The 18063-nt window shown below is 70.7% G+C and carries 17 protein-coding genes; 7 read left to right on the top strand and 10 right to left on the bottom strand.

The window, feature by feature from the left end; all coding sequences use genetic code 11:
• Nucleotides 1-11 precede the first annotated feature (11 nt).
• Both ACFWPQ_RS39005 and ACFWPQ_RS39000 read left to right on the top strand, forming a co-directional pair.
• Nucleotides 12-1034, top strand: a complete 1023-nt coding sequence (locus ACFWPQ_RS39005) for a bile acid:sodium symporter family protein (RefSeq protein ID WP_384046014.1) — start codon at nt 12-14, stop codon at nt 1032-1034.
• Between the two features lie 92 nt (nt 1035-1126).
• Complete coding sequence (locus ACFWPQ_RS39000) at nt 1127-1654, top strand: isochorismatase family protein (RefSeq protein WP_384045890.1); 528 nt, start codon at nt 1127-1129, stop codon at nt 1652-1654.
• Between the two features lie 28 nt (nt 1655-1682).
• Here ACFWPQ_RS39000 and ACFWPQ_RS38995 read toward each other — a convergent pair whose 3' ends face one another.
• Nucleotides 1683-2402 carry an SDR family oxidoreductase gene (locus ACFWPQ_RS38995; protein ID WP_384045887.1) on the bottom strand — a complete coding sequence of 240 codons (720 nt, stop codon included), beginning with the start codon at nt 2400-2402 and terminating at the stop codon, nt 1683-1685.
• Nucleotides 2403-2540: 138 nt separating this feature from the next.
• Here ACFWPQ_RS38995 and ACFWPQ_RS38990 point away from each other — a divergent pair, with 138 nt between their 5' ends.
• Nucleotides 2541-3395, top strand: a complete 855-nt coding sequence (locus tag ACFWPQ_RS38990; protein ID WP_384045884.1) for a LysR family transcriptional regulator — start codon at nt 2541-2543, stop codon at nt 3393-3395.
• Between the two features lie 143 nt (nt 3396-3538).
• On the opposite strand, the gene fdhD is transcribed toward ACFWPQ_RS38990, so the two are convergent.
• The 5 genes from fdhD to ACFWPQ_RS38965 are packed head-to-tail and all read right to left on the bottom strand — an operon-like array spanning nt 3539 to nt 9962.
• Nucleotides 3539-4387, bottom strand: coding sequence for a formate dehydrogenase accessory sulfurtransferase FdhD (gene fdhD, locus ACFWPQ_RS38985; RefSeq protein ID WP_384045882.1), 849 nt, complete (start codon nt 4385-4387; stop codon nt 3539-3541).
• 7 nt (nt 4388-4394) lie between these two features.
• Entirely contained in the window at nt 4395-5255 is an 861-nt protein-coding gene (locus ACFWPQ_RS38980) for a 2Fe-2S iron-sulfur cluster-binding protein (RefSeq protein ID WP_384045879.1), read from the bottom strand.
• A complete protein-coding gene (locus ACFWPQ_RS38975) occupies nt 5252-7069 on the bottom strand; it encodes an NADH-ubiquinone oxidoreductase-F iron-sulfur binding region domain-containing protein (protein ID WP_384046011.1) in 1818 nt (605 codons plus the stop codon). The genes ACFWPQ_RS38980 and ACFWPQ_RS38975 overlap by 4 nt, the downstream gene beginning before the upstream one ends.
• Nucleotides 7070-7074: 5 nt before the next feature.
• Complete coding sequence (locus ACFWPQ_RS38970) at nt 7075-8994, bottom strand: molybdopterin oxidoreductase family protein (RefSeq protein WP_384045876.1); 1920 nt, start codon at nt 8992-8994, stop codon at nt 7075-7077.
• The gene (locus ACFWPQ_RS38965) at nt 8991-9962 is read right to left on the bottom strand and encodes a 2-dehydropantoate 2-reductase (RefSeq protein ID WP_384045873.1); all 972 of its coding nucleotides are present in this window, start codon (nt 9960-9962) and stop codon (nt 8991-8993) included. The genes ACFWPQ_RS38970 and ACFWPQ_RS38965 overlap by 4 nt, the downstream gene beginning before the upstream one ends.
• A 210-nt stretch (nt 9963-10172) precedes the next feature.
• Here ACFWPQ_RS38965 and ACFWPQ_RS38960 point away from each other — a divergent pair, with 210 nt between their 5' ends.
• The 4 genes from ACFWPQ_RS38960 (at nt 10173) to ACFWPQ_RS38945 (ending at nt 13536) form a co-directional block, all read left to right on the top strand.
• Nucleotides 10173-11507 (top strand): OFA family MFS transporter, encoded by a 1335-nt coding sequence (locus ACFWPQ_RS38960; protein WP_384045870.1) that lies wholly within the window; start codon nt 10173-10175, stop codon nt 11505-11507.
• Nucleotides 11482-11616: a hypothetical protein gene (locus tag ACFWPQ_RS38955; RefSeq protein WP_256215692.1), complete on the top strand. Its 135-nt coding sequence runs from the start codon at nt 11482-11484 to the stop codon at nt 11614-11616. Before ACFWPQ_RS38960 ends, ACFWPQ_RS38955 begins: the two co-directional genes overlap by 26 nt.
• A gap of 147 nt (nt 11617-11763) precedes the next feature.
• Nucleotides 11764-12711 carry a beta-ketoacyl-ACP synthase III gene (locus ACFWPQ_RS38950; protein WP_384045867.1) on the top strand — a complete coding sequence of 316 codons (948 nt, stop codon included), beginning with the start codon at nt 11764-11766 and terminating at the stop codon, nt 12709-12711.
• 147 nt (nt 12712-12858) lie between these two features.
• Nucleotides 12859-13536 (top strand): GntR family transcriptional regulator, encoded by a 678-nt coding sequence (locus tag ACFWPQ_RS38945; protein ID WP_384045864.1) that lies wholly within the window; start codon nt 12859-12861, stop codon nt 13534-13536.
• A gap of 13 nt (nt 13537-13549) precedes the next feature.
• On the opposite strand, the gene ACFWPQ_RS38940 is transcribed toward ACFWPQ_RS38945, so the two are convergent.
• From ACFWPQ_RS38940 to ACFWPQ_RS38925, 4 genes are all read right to left on the bottom strand, one after another.
• Nucleotides 13550-14530, bottom strand: a complete 981-nt coding sequence (locus ACFWPQ_RS38940; protein WP_384045861.1) for a hypothetical protein — start codon at nt 14528-14530, stop codon at nt 13550-13552.
• A gap of 107 nt (nt 14531-14637) precedes the next feature.
• The gene (locus ACFWPQ_RS38935; RefSeq protein WP_384045858.1) at nt 14638-15021 is read right to left on the bottom strand and encodes a VOC family protein; all 384 of its coding nucleotides are present in this window, start codon (nt 15019-15021) and stop codon (nt 14638-14640) included.
• Nucleotides 15022-15234: 213 nt separating this feature from the next.
• Complete coding sequence (locus tag ACFWPQ_RS38930) at nt 15235-16632, bottom strand: OFA family MFS transporter (protein WP_384045854.1); 1398 nt, start codon at nt 16630-16632, stop codon at nt 15235-15237.
• A 1-nt stretch (nt 16633) separates the two neighbouring features.
• On the bottom strand, nt 16634-18022 hold the full coding sequence (locus tag ACFWPQ_RS38925) for an OFA family MFS transporter (protein WP_384045852.1): 1389 nt from the start codon (nt 18020-18022) through the stop codon (nt 16634-16636).
• Nucleotides 18023-18063: the final 41 nt, after the last annotated feature.

The raw sequence follows: 18063 nt of genomic DNA, 5'->3' as shown, positions 1-18063 counted from the left end.
GGCCCAGTCGGATGCCGATCGACCCGTACGTCCTGCTGCTGCTCGGGACGGTGTGCCTCGCCGCGCTCTTCCCGGCCCGGGACACGGCGGCCGACGTGGCCTCCGGTGCCTCCACGGCCGCGATCGCCTTCCTGTTCTTCCTCTACGGCGCCCGCCTGTCCACCCGCGAGGCCGTCGACGGGCTGCGGCACTGGCGGCTCCATGTCACCGTCCTGGTCTGCACCTTCGTGATCTTCCCGGTGCTCGGCGTGGCGGCTCGCGGGCTGGTGCCGGTCCTGCTCACCCATCCGCTCTACCAGGGCTTCCTCTTCCTGACCCTGGTGCCCTCCACCATCCAGTCGTCGATCGCCTTCACCTCGATCGCCCGCGGCAACGTGCCCGCCGCGATCTGCGCCGGTTCCTTCTCCTCGCTGGTCGGCATCGTCCTCACGCCGTTGCTCGCCGCCGCGCTCCTCGGCAACAGCGGGGGCGGGTTCTCCGCCGACTCGATCGTGAAGATCGTGCTCCAGCTGCTGGTGCCGTTCGTGGCCGGGCAGCTGCTGCGGCCGTGGATCGGCGGCTTCGTCGCCCGGCACAAGAAGATCCTCGGCCTGGTCGACCGCGGCTCCATCCTGCTCGTCGTCTACACCGCGTTCAGCGAGGGCATGGTCCGGGGCATCTGGCACCAGGTCAGCGTGGTCCGGCTGGCCGGGCTCCTCGCCGTCGAGGCCGTGCTGCTCGCCGTGATGCTCCTGCTGACCTGGTACGGCGCCAAGGCGCTCGGCTTCGGCCGCGGGGACCGCATCGCCATCCAGTTCGCCGGGTCGAAGAAGTCCCTCGCCTCCGGCCTGCCCATGGCCAGCGTCCTGTTCGGCGCCCACGCCTCGCTGGCCGTGCTGCCGCTGATGCTCTTCCACCAGATGCAGCTCATGGTCTGCGCGGTGATCGCCAAGCGCCGTGCCCACGACCCCGAGGCCCAGGAGACGCCGGAGCCTCCGGCCGCCCCCACGGCGGAGTCACGGCCCGCGGTCGGCACCGGGACACTCCGCCGCTGAGGGCTCCCTGTCCGCTGCCGAACCCGACCGGTTCACGGGCCTGTTGATCCGGATTTCCGGTACGGACGGCTCATGAAGGCTAACGTTCCGTCATGACCGCACCCCTGGAGCTCGATCCGGCGCGCACCGCCCTCGTCCTCGTCGACCTGATGGACCGCATCGTCGCGCTGCCCCTGGAGCCCCGCAAAGGCACCGAAGTCCTGCACACCGCCGAGGAGCTGGCCCACTCCTTCCGCGCCGCCGGCGCGCCCGTGGTGCTGGTCCGCGTCGAGCGGCCCTCCCTGGCGGAGCAGCCGCCGGGCAGCGGACTCGTGGCCGGACTCCGGAAGGAAGGGGACGTGGAGATCGTCAAGCGGACGATCGGCGGCTTCCAGGGCACGGAACTCGACGCCCGGCTGCGCGGGCTCGGCGTCACCCGGCTGGTGTTCGGCGGCATCGCCACCAACCTCGGCGTCGAGTCCACCGCCCGTGCCGCCGCCGACCTCGGCTACGACCTGGTCTTCGTCGAGGACGCCATGGCCGCCCTCACCGGCCCCGAGCACGAGGCGTCCGTCCGGCTCGACTTCCCGCGCCTCGGTACGGTCGTCACCGCCGCCGATCTCCGCCTCAGCCCTGCCTGACCGCCTGACCGCCCGATCGCCGGATCGCTCAGACCAGCGTCCCGCCGCCGTCCACGACCACCACCGACCCGCTGCTGTATCCACCACGCATCAGGTACAGGTACGCCTCCGCCACATCCGCCGGCTCGCCGACCCGCCCCACCGGCAGCGACTCGGCGGACGCCCGGAACAGCCCCTCCCGGTCCGCCTCCGGCAGCTCCCGCCACAGCTCGGTGCGCACCACCCCGGGCGACACGACGTTGACCCGCACGGGCGCCAGCTCCACGGCCAGCGCCCGGGTCAGCGACTCCATCGCCCCGCACAGCGCCGACGCGACGCTCGAACCGGGCAGCGGCCGACGCCCCGCCGTCCCCGTGGTCAGCACCACCGACCCGCCCGGCCGGATCGACCCGGCACCGTACTTCACCGCCGCGTACGCACCCCACAGCCGGGTGTCCAGGAAGTTCCGGGCCGTGGTGATGTCCGTCCCGGGCACGGTCTCCAGCAGGATCGAGTCACCGGCCGTGTACACCAGGTGGTCGTAGCCTCCGATCCGTGTGAAGAAGCCGCGCACCGCGTCCTCGTCCGTCGCGTCGAGCACCTCTCCCTCGGCGCCCTCCGGCAGCACCTTCAGCGCCGCGTCGACACTCTCCTGCCGCCGTGAGGCGACGACCACCCGCGCGCCCTCCCGGGCCGCGCCCTCGGCGACCGCGAGCCCGATACCCGACGTGCCCCCGATGACGACGACGCGCTGTCCCTGAAGACCCATGGCAGATCCCTCTCCAAGCCGGTGTTCCGTCCCGTTCGGACATCTCCACCCTGCGGTCGCGGGGCGTCGGCCGTCCAAGACCTCTTTCGGCTCCGGCGATACCCTGAAGACATCGCCACCCGGGAAGGAGCCGCGGTCATGGACCTGGACCTGCGCAAGGTCCGCTACTTCACGGCGGTCGCCGAACTCCTCCACTTCGGCCGGGCGGCGGAGCAGCTGCACATCGCCCAGCCCGTGCTGAGCCGCCAGATCCGCGCGCTGGAGAAGGACCTGGGCGCCGAGCTGTTCGTACGGGACAGCCACGGCGTGACCCTGACCGACGCCGGGCGTCAACTCCTCGAAGACGCACGCCGGTTGCTGGCCGTCGCGGACGGAACCCGGCGCCGGGTCGTGCAGGCCGCCCGCGGCCGTCGGCGCCTCGTCGTCGGCTTCCGGGCCGGCGTGGTGGTCACCGAGGCACTGCGCGCCTTCACCGCGGGCCACCCGGACATCGAGGCGCGCGCCCGCCGGGTCGAGTGGGACGACCAGGAGCAGCTGATCCTCGACGGCACCGTCGACATCGCGTACGTCCGGCTGCCCGTCCGGGAGGAGGGGCTCGAACTGCGGCCCCTGTACAGCGAGCCCCGCGTGGCCATGCTCCCGGACCGGCACCGGCTCGCAGGGAAGCAGGAGATCTCCCTCTCGGACCTCGACGGCGAGACCTGGCTGCGCTACAACGACCCCCGGCCCGGCGACCTGCCGCTGCGCACCATCGAGGAGAAGTTCGAGTGCGTGGCCGCCGGCACCGCCATCACGATGGTGCCGCGCTCGGCCGCCGAGCAGTACTCCCGCCCGGACATCGTGTACGTCCCGGTCGTCGACGCCGAACCCGACCGGGTCCTGCTGGCCTGGGCGGCCGGCCGCCGCTCCCCGCTGGTCGCCGCGTTCGCCGAGGCCGCGGCGGACATCGGGGCGCCCGGCTCCGACCGAGACGGGACGCCTGGGTCCGACTGAGGCGGGGTGCCTGGGTCCGACTGAGGCGGGGTGCCTGGGTCCGACCGAGGCGGGGCGCCCGGCTCGGACTGAGGCGGGGCCCCTGCGGCGCAGGGGGCGCTCCCCGCCGTTCGGGGCCCCGCCGCCGTGACGCGGGGAACCGGTCAGCCCTGGGCGGCCGCGGCCCGCAGAGCGATGCGGTCCTCGCCCGCGTACACGTTCATGTTGCTGCCCCGCAGGAAACCGACCAGGGTCAGCCCGGTCTCCGCCGCCAGGTCCACCGCCAGCGACGACGGCGCGGAGACCGCCGCGAGCACCGGGATGCCCGCCATCACCGCCTTCTGCGCCAGCTCGAAGGAGGCCCGCCCGGAGACCAGCAGGATCGCCCGGGACAGCGGCAGGTCGCCGTTCTGCAGGGCCCGGCCGACCAGCTTGTCCACCGCGTTGTGCCGGCCCACGTCCTCACGGATGTCCAGCAGCTCGCCGTCCTCCGTGAACAGGGCCGCCGCGTGCAGCCCCCCGGTCCGGTCGAAGACCCGCTGCGCCGCGCGGAGCCGGTCGGGGAGGCTCGCGAGCAGCTCGGGTCCGACCCGGACCGGGGGAGTGTCGGCTATCGGCCAGCGGGCCGTCGTACGCACCGCGTCGAGGCTCGCCTTGCCGCACAGCCCGCAGGACGAGGACGTGTAGACGTTCCGCTCCAGGGTGAAGTCGGGGAGCTGCACGCCCGGCGTGGTCCGCACGTCGACCACGTTGTAGGTGTTGGAGCCGTCCACCGTGGCGCCCGCGCAGTACACGATGTTCTGCAGGTCGCCGGCGGCCGCCAGCACCCCCTCGCTCACCAGGAACCCGGCCGCCAGCGCGAAGTCGTCGCCGGGCGTGCGCATGGTGATGGCGAGGGGTTTCCCGTTGAGCCTGATCTCCAGTGGTTCCTCGGCGACGAGCGTGTCCGGCCGGGCGGAGACCGCTCCGTCGCGGATGCGGATGACCTTGCGTCGTTCCGTGACTCGTCCCATGGTCTGATCAGCCCCGGTTCTGTACGTGCTGGTAGCCGAAACGGCCCTTGATGCAGAGATTGCCGTGGGTCACCGGGTTGTCGTGCGGCGAGGTGACCTTGACTATCTCATTGTCCTGCACGTGGAGCGTGAGGTTGCAGCCCACACCGCAGTACGCGCACACGGTGGTCGTCTCCGTCTGCCGCGACTCGTCCCAGGTGCCCGCCGCCCGCATGTCGAACTCCGACTTGAACGACAGCGCCCCGGTGGGACACACCTCCACGCAGTTCCCGCAGTACACACATGCCGAGTCGGTCAGCGGGGCGTCGTGCTCGACGGCGATCCGGGCGTCGAAGCCGCGCCCGGAAACAGAGATTGCGAAACTGTTCTGCCACTGGTCGCCGCAGGCGTCCACGCACTTGTAGCAGAGGATGCACTTGCCGTAGTCGCGCACGTACAGATCGTTGTCGACCCTGGGCTCCTCGTCCAGCCGGGCCGCGTCGGGGCCGAACCGGTCCGGCTTCGCCTCGTACTCCTTGATCCACTCGGCTGCACGGGGGGTCGTGGACAGGTCCACCGAGGAGGCCAGCAGCTCCAGGACGATCCTGCGGCTGTGCCGGACGCGTTCACCGCCGGTCCGCACCACCATCCCCGGCTCGGCCTTCCGGGAGCAGGCGGGTACGAGGGTCCGTGCCCCCTCCACCTCCACCACGCACACCCGGCAGGCGTTCTTCGGGCGCAGCGTGTCGCCCTCGCACAGGGTCGGCACGTCCTTCCCGGCCGCCCGGCAGGCGTCCAGGACGGTCGAGCCCTCCGGGACCCGCACCTCCTCGCCGTCGAGCGTGAACTCCAGCAGCCGGCGCGGGATCCCCAGCGGTGTGACGGTCATTCGTACGCCCCCAGACGGTCGATGGCGGATTCCACGGCGTTCCAGGCGGTCTGGCCGAGACCGCAGATCGAGGCGTCCCGCATCGCCCGGCCGACCTCGCGCAGCAGCGCGACGTCCCCGGCCGCGTCGGCGCCGGTGCGCGCGACGATCCGGTGCAGCGCCTCCTCCTGCCGGACCGTCCCGACCCGGCAGGGCACGCACTGCCCGCAGGACTCGTCACGGAAGAACTGGGCTATCCGGAGCAGGAGTCGGGGGAGGGGAACGGTGTCGTCGAAGGCCGTCACCACACCCGAGCCGAGCGTGGTGCCCGCCTCCCGGGTGCCCTCGAAGGTGAGCGGGATGCCGAGTTCGTCCGGCCGTACGAAGCCGCCGGCCGCGCCGCCGAGCAGGACCGCCCGCAAGTTCTCGCGCGCTCCGGCCAGTTGGAGGAGCTCACCGAGCGTGGCGCCGAAGGGGAGTTCGTAGATGCCCGGACGGGCCACGCTCCCCGACACGCAGAACAGCTTCGGGCCGGTGGACTTCGCCGTTCCGATCGCCGCGTACGCCGGGGCGCCCATGGTCAGGATCGGCAGGACGTTGACCAGCGTCTCCACGTTGTTCTCGACCGTCGGCTTCCCGAACAGCCCCCTCTCCACGGGGAACGGCGGCTTCGAGCGCGGCTCGCCCCGGTACCCCTCGATGGAGTTGAACAGGGCGGTCTCCTCACCGCAGATGTACGCCCCGGCGCCGCGCCGGATCTCGATGTCGAAGGCGAAGCCCTGGCCGAGGACGTCGTCGCCGAGCAGGCCGCGGGAGCGGGCCTGGTCGATCGCGTGCTGGAGGCGGCGGGTCGCCCGCGGGTACTCGCCGCGGAGGTAGACGAAGCCCCGGTGCGCGCCGATCGCGTAGGCCGCGATCGTCATCGCCTCCACGAGGGAGTACGGATCGCCCTCCATGAGCACGCGGTCCTTGAAGGTGCCCGGCTCCGATTCGTCGGCGTTGCAGACCAGGTGGTGCGGGTGGTCGGGCTGGGACGCCGTGGCCTGCCACTTGCGGCCGGTGGGGAAGGCGGCGCCACCGCGCCCGACCAGGCCCGCGTCGGTGACCTCGCGGATGACCCCGGCGGGGCCGAGCCCGAAGGCGTGCCGGAGCGCCGTGTAGCCGCCGTTCGCCCGGTAGTCGTCGAGCGAGGACGGGTCGACCACGCCGATGCGCTTGAGGAGGACGAGGCCGTCCTGCCCGGCCTGGGGTACGGCCAGGGCGGCCGGGGGCTCTTCGGGCGCCGAGTCGGGTGCGGTGGCCGCGAGGACGGCCGTCTCCACGGTCGCCGGCGCCGCCACCGCCGTACGCACCGGATCCCCGGCCCGGATCGCGAGGGCGGCCGGGGCCCGCTCGCACAGGCCCAGACAGGGGCTGCGCTCGACGTGCACCCCGGGACCGGCACTCTCCTCCACACCGGCGCACAGCGCCGACGCGCCGGCCGCCGTGCACGCCAGGTCCGTGCAGACGTGCAGGACGGTCGCCGGGCGCGGCTTGACGGAGAACATCGCGTAGAAGGTGGCGACCCCGTAGGCCTCCGCCGGGGGGACCGTCAGGCGGCGGCACAGGTAGCCGAGGGCGCCCTCGCTGATCCAGCCGATCCGGTCGTTGATCGCGTGCAGCCCCGGCAGCAGCAGGTCGCGGCGGTCCCGGGCCTCCCGGCCGCCGCGCGCCCACCGCAGGTCCGCGTCGGAACGGTCGGCGCCCTCCCAGGAGGACTCCGGAGGGCCCAACAGGGCGTCGACGGCGGCCCGTTCGTCATCCGTCGGCTTGCTGTCGCCGAAGTGCAGGTCCACTTGCGTCACCTCACGATGGTCGCGACCGGGAGCTTCTCGACACGGATCGCCGACGCCTTGAACTCCGCCGTCCCCGCGATCGGGCAGTTGGCCTCGATGGTCAGCTGGTTGGTGTCCACCTCGTCGGGAAAGTGCATGGTCATGAAGGCGAGACCGGGGCGCAGGGCGGTGTCGATCCAGACGGGGGCCACGACCGAGCCCCGCCGTGAGGAGACCCGGACCTCCTCGCCGACGACCACCCCGTACCGCTCGGCGTCCTCCGGGCACAGCTCGATGTACTCGCCGCGCCGCAGCGGGGAGGCGTAACCGCCGCTCTGGACACCGGTGTTGTACGAGTCGAGCCGCCGCCCGGTGGTGAGCCGGACGGGGTAGTCCTCGTCGGTGAGGTCGACCGGCGGATCGTGCCGGACCAGCCCGAAGGGCGCCGGCGTCCCGCGCTTCGCCGGGTCCGTCTCCCACAACCGGCCGTGCAGGTACGTCGGTTCGAGGCGCTCGGTGCTCGGGCACGGCCACTGGATGCCCTGGTGCTCGACCAGGCGGTCGTACGTCATCCCGTAGTGGTCCGGGGAGACCGAGCGCAGCTCGTTCCAGACGGCCTCCGCGTCCGCGTACTTCCAGTCGTGGCCGAGCCGGGCCGCCAGCGCGCAGAGGATGTCGATGTCCTCCCGGGCCTCGCCCGGCGGGGTGACCGCACGGCGGACCCGCTGTACCCGGCGCTCGCTGTTGGTGGTGGTGCCCTCGGTCTCCGCCCAGCCGGCGGTCGCGGGCAGCACCACGTCCGCCAGCTCCGCCGTCCTCGTGAGGAAGATGTCCTGGACGACAAGGAAGTCGAGGGCGCTCAGCCGCCGTATTGCCTGCTCGCTGTCGGCCTCCGACTGGGCCGGGTTCTCGCCGATGCAGTAGACCGCCTTGAGCGTGCCTTCCTCCATCGCCTCGAACATCTCGGTGAGGTTCAGCCCGTAGTGCGGCTGGATGACGGTGTCCCAGGCCGACTCGAACTTGAGCCGGGCGTCCGGGTCGAGGATGTCCTGGAAGCCGGGCAGGCGGTTCGGGATCGCGCCCATGTCGCCGCCGCCCTGCACGTTGTTCTGGCCGCGCAGCGGCTGCAACCCGGCGCCCCAGCGGCCCACTTGACCGGTGAGCAGGGAGAGGTTGATCAGGGCGCGGACGTTGTCGGTGCCGTTGTGGTGCTCGGTGATGCCGAGGGTCCAGCACAGCTGGGCGCGCTCGGCACGGGCGTAGGCGTGCGCCAACTCCCTTGTCGCACGCGCCGGTACGCCCGTCACCTTCTCGGCGAGGGACAGCGTCCAGGGCTCCACGAGCGCCCTGTACTCCTCGAAGCCGGTGGTCGCCCGCCGGATGAACGCCTCGTTGGCCAGCCCCGCGTGGATGATCTCCCGGCCGATCGCGTGCGCCATCGGGATGTCCGTACCGACGTTCAGGCCGAGCCAGCTCTCCGCCCACTCGGCGGTCGACGTGCGGCGCGGGTCGACGGCGTACATCCGGGCGCCGTTCCTGATCCCCTTCAGCACGTGCTGGAAGAAGATCGGGTGCGCGAAGCGGGCGTTGGAGCCCCACATCACGATGACGTCGGTGTGCTCGATCTCCTCGTACGAGGAGGTGCCGCCGCCGGAGCCGAAGGCGGCGCTCAGACCGGCCACGCTCGGGGCATGACACGTCCGGTTGCAGGAGTCGACGTTGTTGGTGCCCATCACCACCCGGGCGAACTTCTGGGCCACGTAGTTCATCTCGTTGGTGGCGCGGGCGCAGGAGAACATCCCGAACGCGTCCCGGTTGCGGTCCAGGCCGCCGGCCGCGCGCTCCAGGGCCTCCTCCCAGCTCGCCTGCCGGAAGGGTTCGTTGCGGGAGTCCCTGACCAGCGGGTGGGTGAGACGGGTGTACGTCCTCGGTTCACGCTTCCTCATGCGGCACTCCTCAGCGCGAGCAGGTCCGAGATGGCGTGCACGGTGCGCAGGGTGGGCACCTGCACGCCGGTGATCTCCGCCAGCTCGACGACGGCCGCGAGGAGCACGTCGAGTTCCAGCGGCTTGCCGCGTTCCAGGTCCTGGAGCGTGGAGGTGCGGTGGTCGCCGACCTTCTCGGCGCCCGCCAGCCGGCGTTCGATGGAGATCCCGACCTCGCAGCCGAGCGCCTCGGCGACGTCGAGCGTCTCGCGCATCATGATCTCGATGACCCGGCGGGTGCCGCCGTGCAGGCACATCTGCCGCATGGTGGCGCGGGCCAGCGCGCTGATCGGGTTGAAGGAGATGTTGCCGAGCAGCTTGAGCCAGATGTCGTTGCGCAGGTCGGGCTCCACCGGGCACTTCAGCCCACCGGTCTGCATGGCCTCGCTGAACCGCAGGCAGCGCTTGGACACGCTGCGGTCGGGCTCGCCGATCGAGAACCTGGTGCCCTCCAAATGCCGTACCACGCCCGGGGCTTCGAGTTCGGTGGCCGCGTAGACCACGCAGCCGAGGGCGCGTTCGGGGGCGAGTACGGCGCTGACCGCACCTGCCGGGTCGACGCTCTCGACGCGGTGGCCGTCGTAGGGGCCGCCGTGCCGGTGGAAGTACCACCAGGGGATGCCGTTCTGGGCGGCGACCACCGCCGTCCGCTCGTGCAGCAGCGGCTCGATCAGCGGCCCGCACGCCGCGTACGAGTTGGCCTTCAGGCCCAGGAAGACGTAGTCGACCGGGCCGACCTCGGCCGGGTCGTCGGTGGCGTGGGCGTGCGCGGTGAAGTCGCCGCGCGGGCTCAGCACCCGTACTCCGTACTGCCTCATGGCCGCCAGATGGGGTCCACGGGCGATGAGATGCACATCGGCGCCCGCGCGATGGAGCGCGGCACCGACGTAGGCGCCGATCGCACCGGCACCGAGGACTGCGACTTTCACGGAACACTCCGTTCGGTTTGAGGGATACCGCGGAGACGTCGGCCGAATCATGTCGACGAAATATTGTCTACAGTATGGAGTGGGGGCGGACAAGAGTGGCGACAAGAGTTCGGACGGCGACCGTTCGGCGCATTCTGGATACCGCTCAACGCACACGATCGAGTCGTCGGGTTCTCAACCACCCTGGCGCGGCCCTACCGTTCGGGACTCATGAGCAGCCCCCCTGTAGCACCGCCGGGCTGGAGCCGCTGGCTCGTCCCGCCCGCCGCCCTCTCCGTCCATCTCTCCATCGGCCAGGCCTACGCCTGGAGCGTGTTCAAGCCGCCACTCGAATCCGCGCTGAACCTGAGCGGCACCCAGAGCGCGCTGCCCTTCCAGCTCGCGATCGTGATGCTCGGTCTGTCGGCCGCGTTCGGCGGCACCCTCGTCGAGCGCAACGGACCGCGCTGGGCCATGACCGTCGCCCTGGTCTGCTTCTCCACCGGCTTCCTGATCTCCGCGCTCGGCGCCGAGACCAAGCAGTTCTGGCTGATCGTCCTCGGCTACGGATTCGTCGGCGGCATCGGCCTCGGCATCGGCTACATCTCGCCGGTCTCCACGCTGATCAAATGGTTCCCGGACCGACCCGGCATGGCCACCGGCATCGCCATCATGGGCTTCGGCGGCGGTGCGCTGATCGCCTCGCCCTGGTCCGCGCAGATGCTTTCGTCCTTCGGCAGTGACAACGATGGCATCGCGCTCGCCTTCCTGGTGCACGGGCTGTCGTACGCCGTCTTCATGACCCTCGGCGTGCTGCTGATCCGCGTCCCGCGAGCGGAGGACCGCGAAAACACAGCGGACGCGCCGAGCGCCTTCGAGGGCGTGCAGGTCTCCGCGAACAGCGCCATCCGCACCCCCCAGTTCTGGTGCCTGTGGGTGGTGCTCTGCATGAACGTGACCGCCGGCATCGGCATCCTGGAGAAGGCCGCCCCGATGATCACGGACTTCTTCGCCGACAGCTCCACACCGGTCTCGGTCTCCGCGGCGGCCGGGTTCGTCGCCCTGCTGTCCGCCGCCAACATGGCGGGCCGGATCGGCTGGTCGTCCACCTCCGACCTGATCGGGCGCAAGAACATCTACCGCGTCTACCTCGGCGTGGGCGCCCTGATGTACCTGCTCATCGCCCTCTTCGGCGACTCGTCCAAGCCGCTGTTCATCCTCTGCGCCCTGGTGATCCTCTCCTTCTACGGCGGCGGCTTCGCGACCGTCCCCGCCTACCTGAAGGACCTCTTCGGCACCTACCAGGTCGGCGCCATCCACGGCCGGCTGCTCACCGCCTGGTCCCTCGCCGGAGTACTCGGGCCGCTGATCGTCAACTGGATCGCCGACCACCAGAAGGACGCGGGCAAGCACGGCTCCGACCTGTACACCCTGTCCTTCGGCATCATGATCGGCCTGCTCGTCGTCGGATTCGTCGCCAACGAGCTGGTCCGCCCCGTCAACACCCGCCACCACATCCCCGCCCCGAGGGAGGCCGTCGATGTCGAACGAGAGCAGCCGGCCTGAGCCGGACCGCCGCTGGCTGATCGCCGTCGCCTGGGTCTGGGTCGGCGCGCCGTTCGCCTACGGGGTGTACGAACTCGTGCAGAAGGCGACACAACTGTTCAACGGGTGACCTGCGGGAATGCTCGGGCGTCCGAGGGTCTGCAAGAAGCCGACAACTCGGGCGCTCGTTTCCTGTGGCCTTACGTGCCCTCGTACCCGTGAGTCACTGAACAGACTGGTGGGCCCACACCGAGGCAACGAGGGGGACCCACCACCCATGAACGGCTCGCGCATCGCCGCCGTCGGCCACTACCAGCCCGCCAGGGTACTCACCAACGAGGACCTGGCGGGCATGGTCGACACCAGTGACGAGTGGATCCGCAGCCGGGTGGGCATCAACACCCGGCACATCGCCGGACCCGACGAACCCGTCGACGAGCTGGCCGCGCACGCCGCGGCGAAGGCCCTGGCCGCGGCCGGCCTCACCCCCGCGGACATCGACCTGGTCCTGGTCGCCACCTCCACCGCGATCGACCGCTCCCCGAACATGGCCGCCCGCGTCGCCGCCCGGCTCGGCATCCCGCAGCCCGCCGCGATGGACATCAACGTCGTCTGCGCGGGCTTCACCCACGCGCTGGCCACCGCCGACCACACCGTCCGGGCCGGCGCCGCCACCCGTGCGCTCGTCATCGGCGCCGACAAGATGTCCGAGGTCACGGACTGGACCGACCGTACGACGTGTGTCCTGGTCGGCGACGGGGCGGGCGCGGCCGTGGTCGAGGCGTGCGGACCGGGCGAGGAGCCCGGGATCGGCCCGGTCCTTTGGGGTTCCGTCCCCGAGATGAGCCACGCCGTACGCATCGAGGGCACCCCGCCCCGGTTCGCGCAGGAGGGGCAGAGCGTCTACCGCTGGGCCACCACCCAGCTGCCGCCCATCGCCCGGCGCGCCTGCGAGAAGGCCGGGGTCGCCCCCGCCGACCTGGCGGCCGTCGTCCTCCACCAGGCCAACCTGCGGATCATCGAACCCCTCGCCGCGAAGATCGGCGCGGTCAACGCGGTCGTCGCGCGGGACGTCACCGAGTCGGGCAACACTTCCGCCGCCAGCATCCCGCTCGCCCTCTCCAAGCTGGTCGAGCAGGGGCGCGTCTCAGGCGGTGACCCGATCCTCCTCTTCGGCTTCGGCGGCAACCTGTCCTACGCGGGCCAGGTCGTGCGCTGTCCGTGAGAGCGCGTGAGAGCGCGTTCTGCGGTGTGACGTGGTCAACTTCCGCTTCCTCTGGCAGTCGTGCGCCGTAGACTGTAGACGAAAGACAATCGATCCTGACGCTACTGAGTGTCCGCTCGTAACGGGTGTCTGCCGAAGGGGGACCCGATGTTGTCAGCCGGACTGCCGCAGGGCGCGGTGCCGAAGCTCGAACGCCCCGGTCCGCTCCGCGACCGTGTCTACGAGGCGCTGCTGGAACTCATCACCACCCGTTCCCTCCGGCCCGGCCAGCATCTCGTGGAGAGCGAACTCGCGGGCCACCTAGGCGTCTCGCGGCAGCCGGTGCGCGAGGCGCTGCAGCGGCTGAACACCGAGGGCTGGGTCGACCTCCGGCCCGCCCAGGGCGCGTTCGTCCACGAGCCCACGGAGGACGAGGCCGACCAACTCCTCACGGTCCGCACCCTGTTGGAGGCGGAGGCGGCCCGACTGGCGGCAGCCAACGCGGGCAGCGCGGGAGTGGCCGCCCTCGAATCCCTCTGCGCGGAGGGCGAGAAGGCGGTCGCCGCGGACGACGTGGACGGGGCCGTCGCCCTGAACGCCGCGTTCCACGCCAAGATCATGGACCTGGCCGGCAACACGGTCCTCGCCGAACTCGCCGCCCAGGTCGACCGCCGGGTCCGCTGGTACTACACCCCGGTGGCCCGCCAGCGCGGCCACCAGTCCTGGATCGAACACCGCGGACTGATCGCGGCGATCACGGCACGGGACGAGCAGCTGGCGACCCGCCTGATGCGCGAACACACGGAGCACACGCGGCGGTCGTACCACGAGCGGGCCACGTCCTGACCCTGGTCGGGGCTCAGGGCAGCGTGATGAGGGCGATGCGGTTCGCCTGCGCGACGGCCAGCCGGGTGCCGTCGGGGTGGAGGGCGGCGACGGGGGTCGGGTCGGCGCGGCCGAAGCACGCCGATTTTGCCGGTACGCCGACCTCGGGCCACTCGGCGACGACGCGCCCGGTAGCCGTGTCGAGCAGCCGCGGGTGGCCGGGGAACGAGATCACCTGATCGCCGCGGGGCAGGAGCAGGACACCCGGCTCGGCATCGCCGGCGGGGCTGCGGTGGAGCCAGCGTCCCTCGGACACCGACCACACCCCGAGGTGGCGCGGCGGCAGCCCGGCCGTCTCCTCTTCGTCCCACTCCTCCGACCCCGCCGCCAGCACCAGCCGGTCGGCGTCGAGCCAGCAGCCCGCCGTCACCTCCCCGCTCATGACCGCCGCTGTCGGCAACAATCCCTCGCCGTCCAGGGCGCCGGGGTCGCTGAGCGCGAGCGCCGTGTCGTAGACCCTGGCGATCCCGAAAGGCTGCCAGACCCAGCCGACCGAGAGCAGGTACCGGCCGTCCGGGCTCAGGCCGAGCCTGGAGTGGAAGACGTCCTGCGGCTCACGTCCGCCGGCGGTCAACCGCTCGCCGCTCGCCGCGTCCTCGATCTGGAGCACGTTGTATTCGTCGGGGCAGTGCACGACGACTTCGCGACCGTCGCCCAACGCGCCCAGGGCGAGCGGGTAGTCGTAGTCCGGTGCGTGGTAATAGCTGCGGTTCAGCTCTCGCACGATCCGTTCGCCGTCGAGCAGCATGCCCTTGGTCCCGCGCTCCTGGTACACCGCGGCACAGGGTCCCGAGACCGAGGCGGTCCCGGCGTCGAACGGAAACGCCCAGTCCAAGGCCGCCCTCTGCTCCATGCCGTCCAGGCCCCAGCGCCGACCGCCCCCGACCGCGCAGACCAGTTCGTCACCTTGCCAAACCAGCGACTTCGGCGCCGCGCTCACCGGTATCGACTCCACGGTCGTCGATGTTCCCAGATTCGGAGCACCTCGGCAGGCCTCCCGCCGGGAACCTATGGGACCCGCGCAGCCAGCGCGTACGAATTTCGCGGGTCCTGTTCCTCCTCCTACCCGTCGTCCCGGCACAGGCAGAAGGGGTGACCGGCGGGATCGAACAGCACGCGCACATGGTCCTGCGGCTGATCCGGCGCGAGTACCGCTCCCATGGCGACGGCCTCGGCCACTGCCGCGTCCAAGTCGTCCACCTGGAAGTCGAGATGCATCATCGTGCGCTGCTCCCCGTCGACCGGCGGCCAGGTGGGCGGCCGATAGCCGGCGGCCTCCTGGAAGACGATGTAGACGGCTCCCTGGGGCGGAGCGACGACAGCCGTCCCGGGCTCCTCGTGCACGATCGGCCACTCCAGCAGTCCCGCGTAGAAGCGGGCCAGGAGTGCCGGGTCGGGTGCCTCGACGGCCGTACCCCACCACATGCCGCTTGTTCGAGATCGCATGGTTGAACCTATCGTGGCGCGCCGGCCCTGCGTTGAGCAGACCGAAGAGCCCCAGGCCATCGGCGTCCTCCGTCGAGGTCCGCCGCCCTCCGGACCGCGCACAGCGTTGCCTGGGCCTGCGGCGAAGGGCGTGTTGTGGAAGCGGCTGAGTCCCGGACACGGGTCCGGGACTCACCACCGGGAATACCTCGACCTGAGGTTCGGCGGGAACCGTCAGGTAGCCGTCTGCGGCTGTACCGCCCCCACCTTCGCCGTCGTCCCCCTCCCCGGCTGCCGCAGCAGCAGCGCCACCCCCGCCGCCAGCATCGAGATGCCGCCGGCCAGGGCGTACGCGCCGTTGTAGCCCCAGGCGCCGACCACCATGGAGCCGAGGCCGCCGCCGAAGAGGCCGCTGATGAGTTTGCCGCTGTAGACCAGGCCGTAGTTGGTGGCGTTGTAGTTCTCGCCGAAGTAGTCCGGGGTGAGGGCGGCGAAGAGCGGGTAGAAGGCGCCGCCGCCGAAGCCGGAGAGGAAGGCGAAGAACAGGAACAGCCACTCGCTCTTGATGTCACCGGCCCAGATCACGCCGAACTGGGCGAGGCCCAGGACGACGATGACGAAGACGAGGGTCGGTTTGCGGCCGAGGCGGTCGGAGAGCCAGCCGACCACGCCGCGGCCGACGCCGTTGATGACCGCCATCACGCCCATCGAGGACGCTGCGACCAGGGGGCCGAAGCCGACGTCCTTCGCGAAGTCCACCTGGAAGGAGATGCCGAAGATCGACACGCCCGCCGTCATGACGATGGAGATCCACATCAGGGGGAGCATGCCGGTGCGGATCGCCTCCTTGGGGGTGAACTGGCGTACCGCGGGCGGGTTCTTGGCGAGGGCCGTCGCGGTCCTGGTGTCGGTCGCGTGGGCGAGGGGGTCGACGTCGGCCGGCCACCAGTTCTTCGGCGGGTCCTTGAAGAAGAACGCCGAGACCAGGACCACGACCATCACGTAAGCGCCGATGAGGTCCAGGACGCGGTGGTAGTTCGCCGTGTCGAAGGCGTAGTTGAAGATGAAGATGAACGGGAGCGAGCCGTACGCGAAGCCGCCGTTCACGAAACCGGTGCGGGCGCCCCGGCGTTCGGGGAACCACTTGCCGACCATGTTGATGCAGGTCGCGTAGACCAGGCCGGAGCCGAGGCCGCCGATCACGCCGAAGCCTATGATCGCCAGCCATATCTCGCTGATGTGGGAGAGGGCCAGGAAGCCGATCAGGCACATCACGGAGCCGGTGTACATGGCGCGGCGGGCGGTCAGGATGCCCTTCTCGCGCAGCCAGCCCGCCGGGAACGCGATGCCGGCCTGGAAGAACACCCAGACGCTCAGGATCCAGAAGGTGTTGGACTGCGTCCAGCCGTGCGCGTGGGACAGGGTGTCCTCCGCGGAGCCGTACGCGTACTCGAAGACGCTGATGGCCATCATGGCGATCCAGGGGAGGTACACCATGATGTTGCGGGAGTGGCCGAGGATGTCCCGGTCGGTCTCGCCGATCCGGTAGACGCGGCCGCGGGCGTCCGTGACCTCGCGGTACGGGCGTCGTCCGGCGTCGGTGCTGTTCGTGGCTACAGGGTCTGCCGTCATGTCACGCCATCTCCTCGCCGAGCGGCTGCGGGTTGGGGACGATGCGCCGGGCGCTGGGCCTGCCCGGTGCCTTGAGGAAGAGGGCCAGCACTGCGGAGGCCAGGCCGACGGAGCCCGCGAGCACGAACGCGCCGTGGTAGTCCCACTCACCGACGACGACCGCGCCCAGACCGGAGCCCACCAGGCCGGAGATCAGCTTGGAGCTGTAGACCATCCCGTAGTTGGTGGCGTTGTTGTTCTCACCGAAGTAGTCCGCCGTCATGGCCGCGAAGAGCGGGAAGATCGCCCCGCCGCCGAACCCGGAGACCATGGAGCAGAACAGGAAGAACGGCATGCTGTGCATCTGGCCGGAGACCAGCACGCCGAACTGTGCCGTCCCGAGCACGATGCACACGATGATGAGCGTGTTGCGGCGGCCGTAGCGGTCGGAGATCCAGCCGATGACCCCGCGCCCGGTGCCGTTGACGATTGCCTTCAGGGACATGGCGGTGGCCACGATCCCGCCCGCGAAACCCATGTCCTTGCCGAACGGCACCTGGAAGGCGATGCCGAAGATATTGATCCCGGCCGTGCAGAGCAGACAGAACCACATCATCCACAGGACGGGGGTACGGGCGGCCTCCTTCGGGGTGTACTGCTTGACGGCCGGCGGGTTCTTCTCCAACGCCCGCCGTATTTTCGGGTCCTGATCGACCTTCAGGGGGTCGACGTGCGGCGGCCACCAGTTCTTCGGCGGGTCCTTGAAGAACCAGCCGGCCGACGCCACCACCAGACACAGTCCGATGCCGACCGAGGAGAGCAGGACCTTGTAGTTGCCCAGGTCGAGGACCGAGGTGAAGAGGAAGACGAAGGGCACGGATCCGTAGGCGAAACCGCCGTTCACGAAGCCCGTCTTGCCGCCCTTGCGCTCCGGATACCACTTGCCGACCATGTTCACGCAGGTCGCGTAGACGAGACCGGCGCCGATGCCGCTGCACATGCCGAAGCCGAGATAGGCGACGACCACGTTCGGTGCGAACGCCAGCGACACATAGCCCAGCAGCGTGCCCACCGCGCCGATCAGCATGGCCGTACGGGCGGGGAGCCGACCGCTCTCCCGCAGCTGCCCGGCCGGGAAGGCCACGGCCGCCTGGAAGAACACCCAGACGCCCATCAGCCAGAAGATGTGCCCGCTGCTCCACAGATGCGCCTCGTGCAGCGTGTCCTCCGCCGACGTGAACGCGTACTCGGCGGAGCTGATGCCCATCATGCCCACCCAGGGCAGGATGACCATCCACTTGCGTGTCCGGCCCATCAGATCGACATCGCGTTCGCCGATCCGGTACCTGCGGCCGTTGCGGTCCGTCACCTCCCTGAAGGGGACGGACGCCGTTAGATCGATGGATGACATGTTCGCTCAGCACCCCTTGCGTCGAAAGCTCTGGCCAGCGC

This window comes from Streptomyces sp. NPDC058464, assembly GCF_042721035.1.
Classification (GTDB): domain Bacteria; phylum Actinomycetota; class Actinomycetes; order Streptomycetales; family Streptomycetaceae; genus Streptomyces.
The sequence above is the reverse complement of the archived record's forward strand: the minus strand, read 5'-3'. Positions and strand labels throughout refer to the sequence as shown.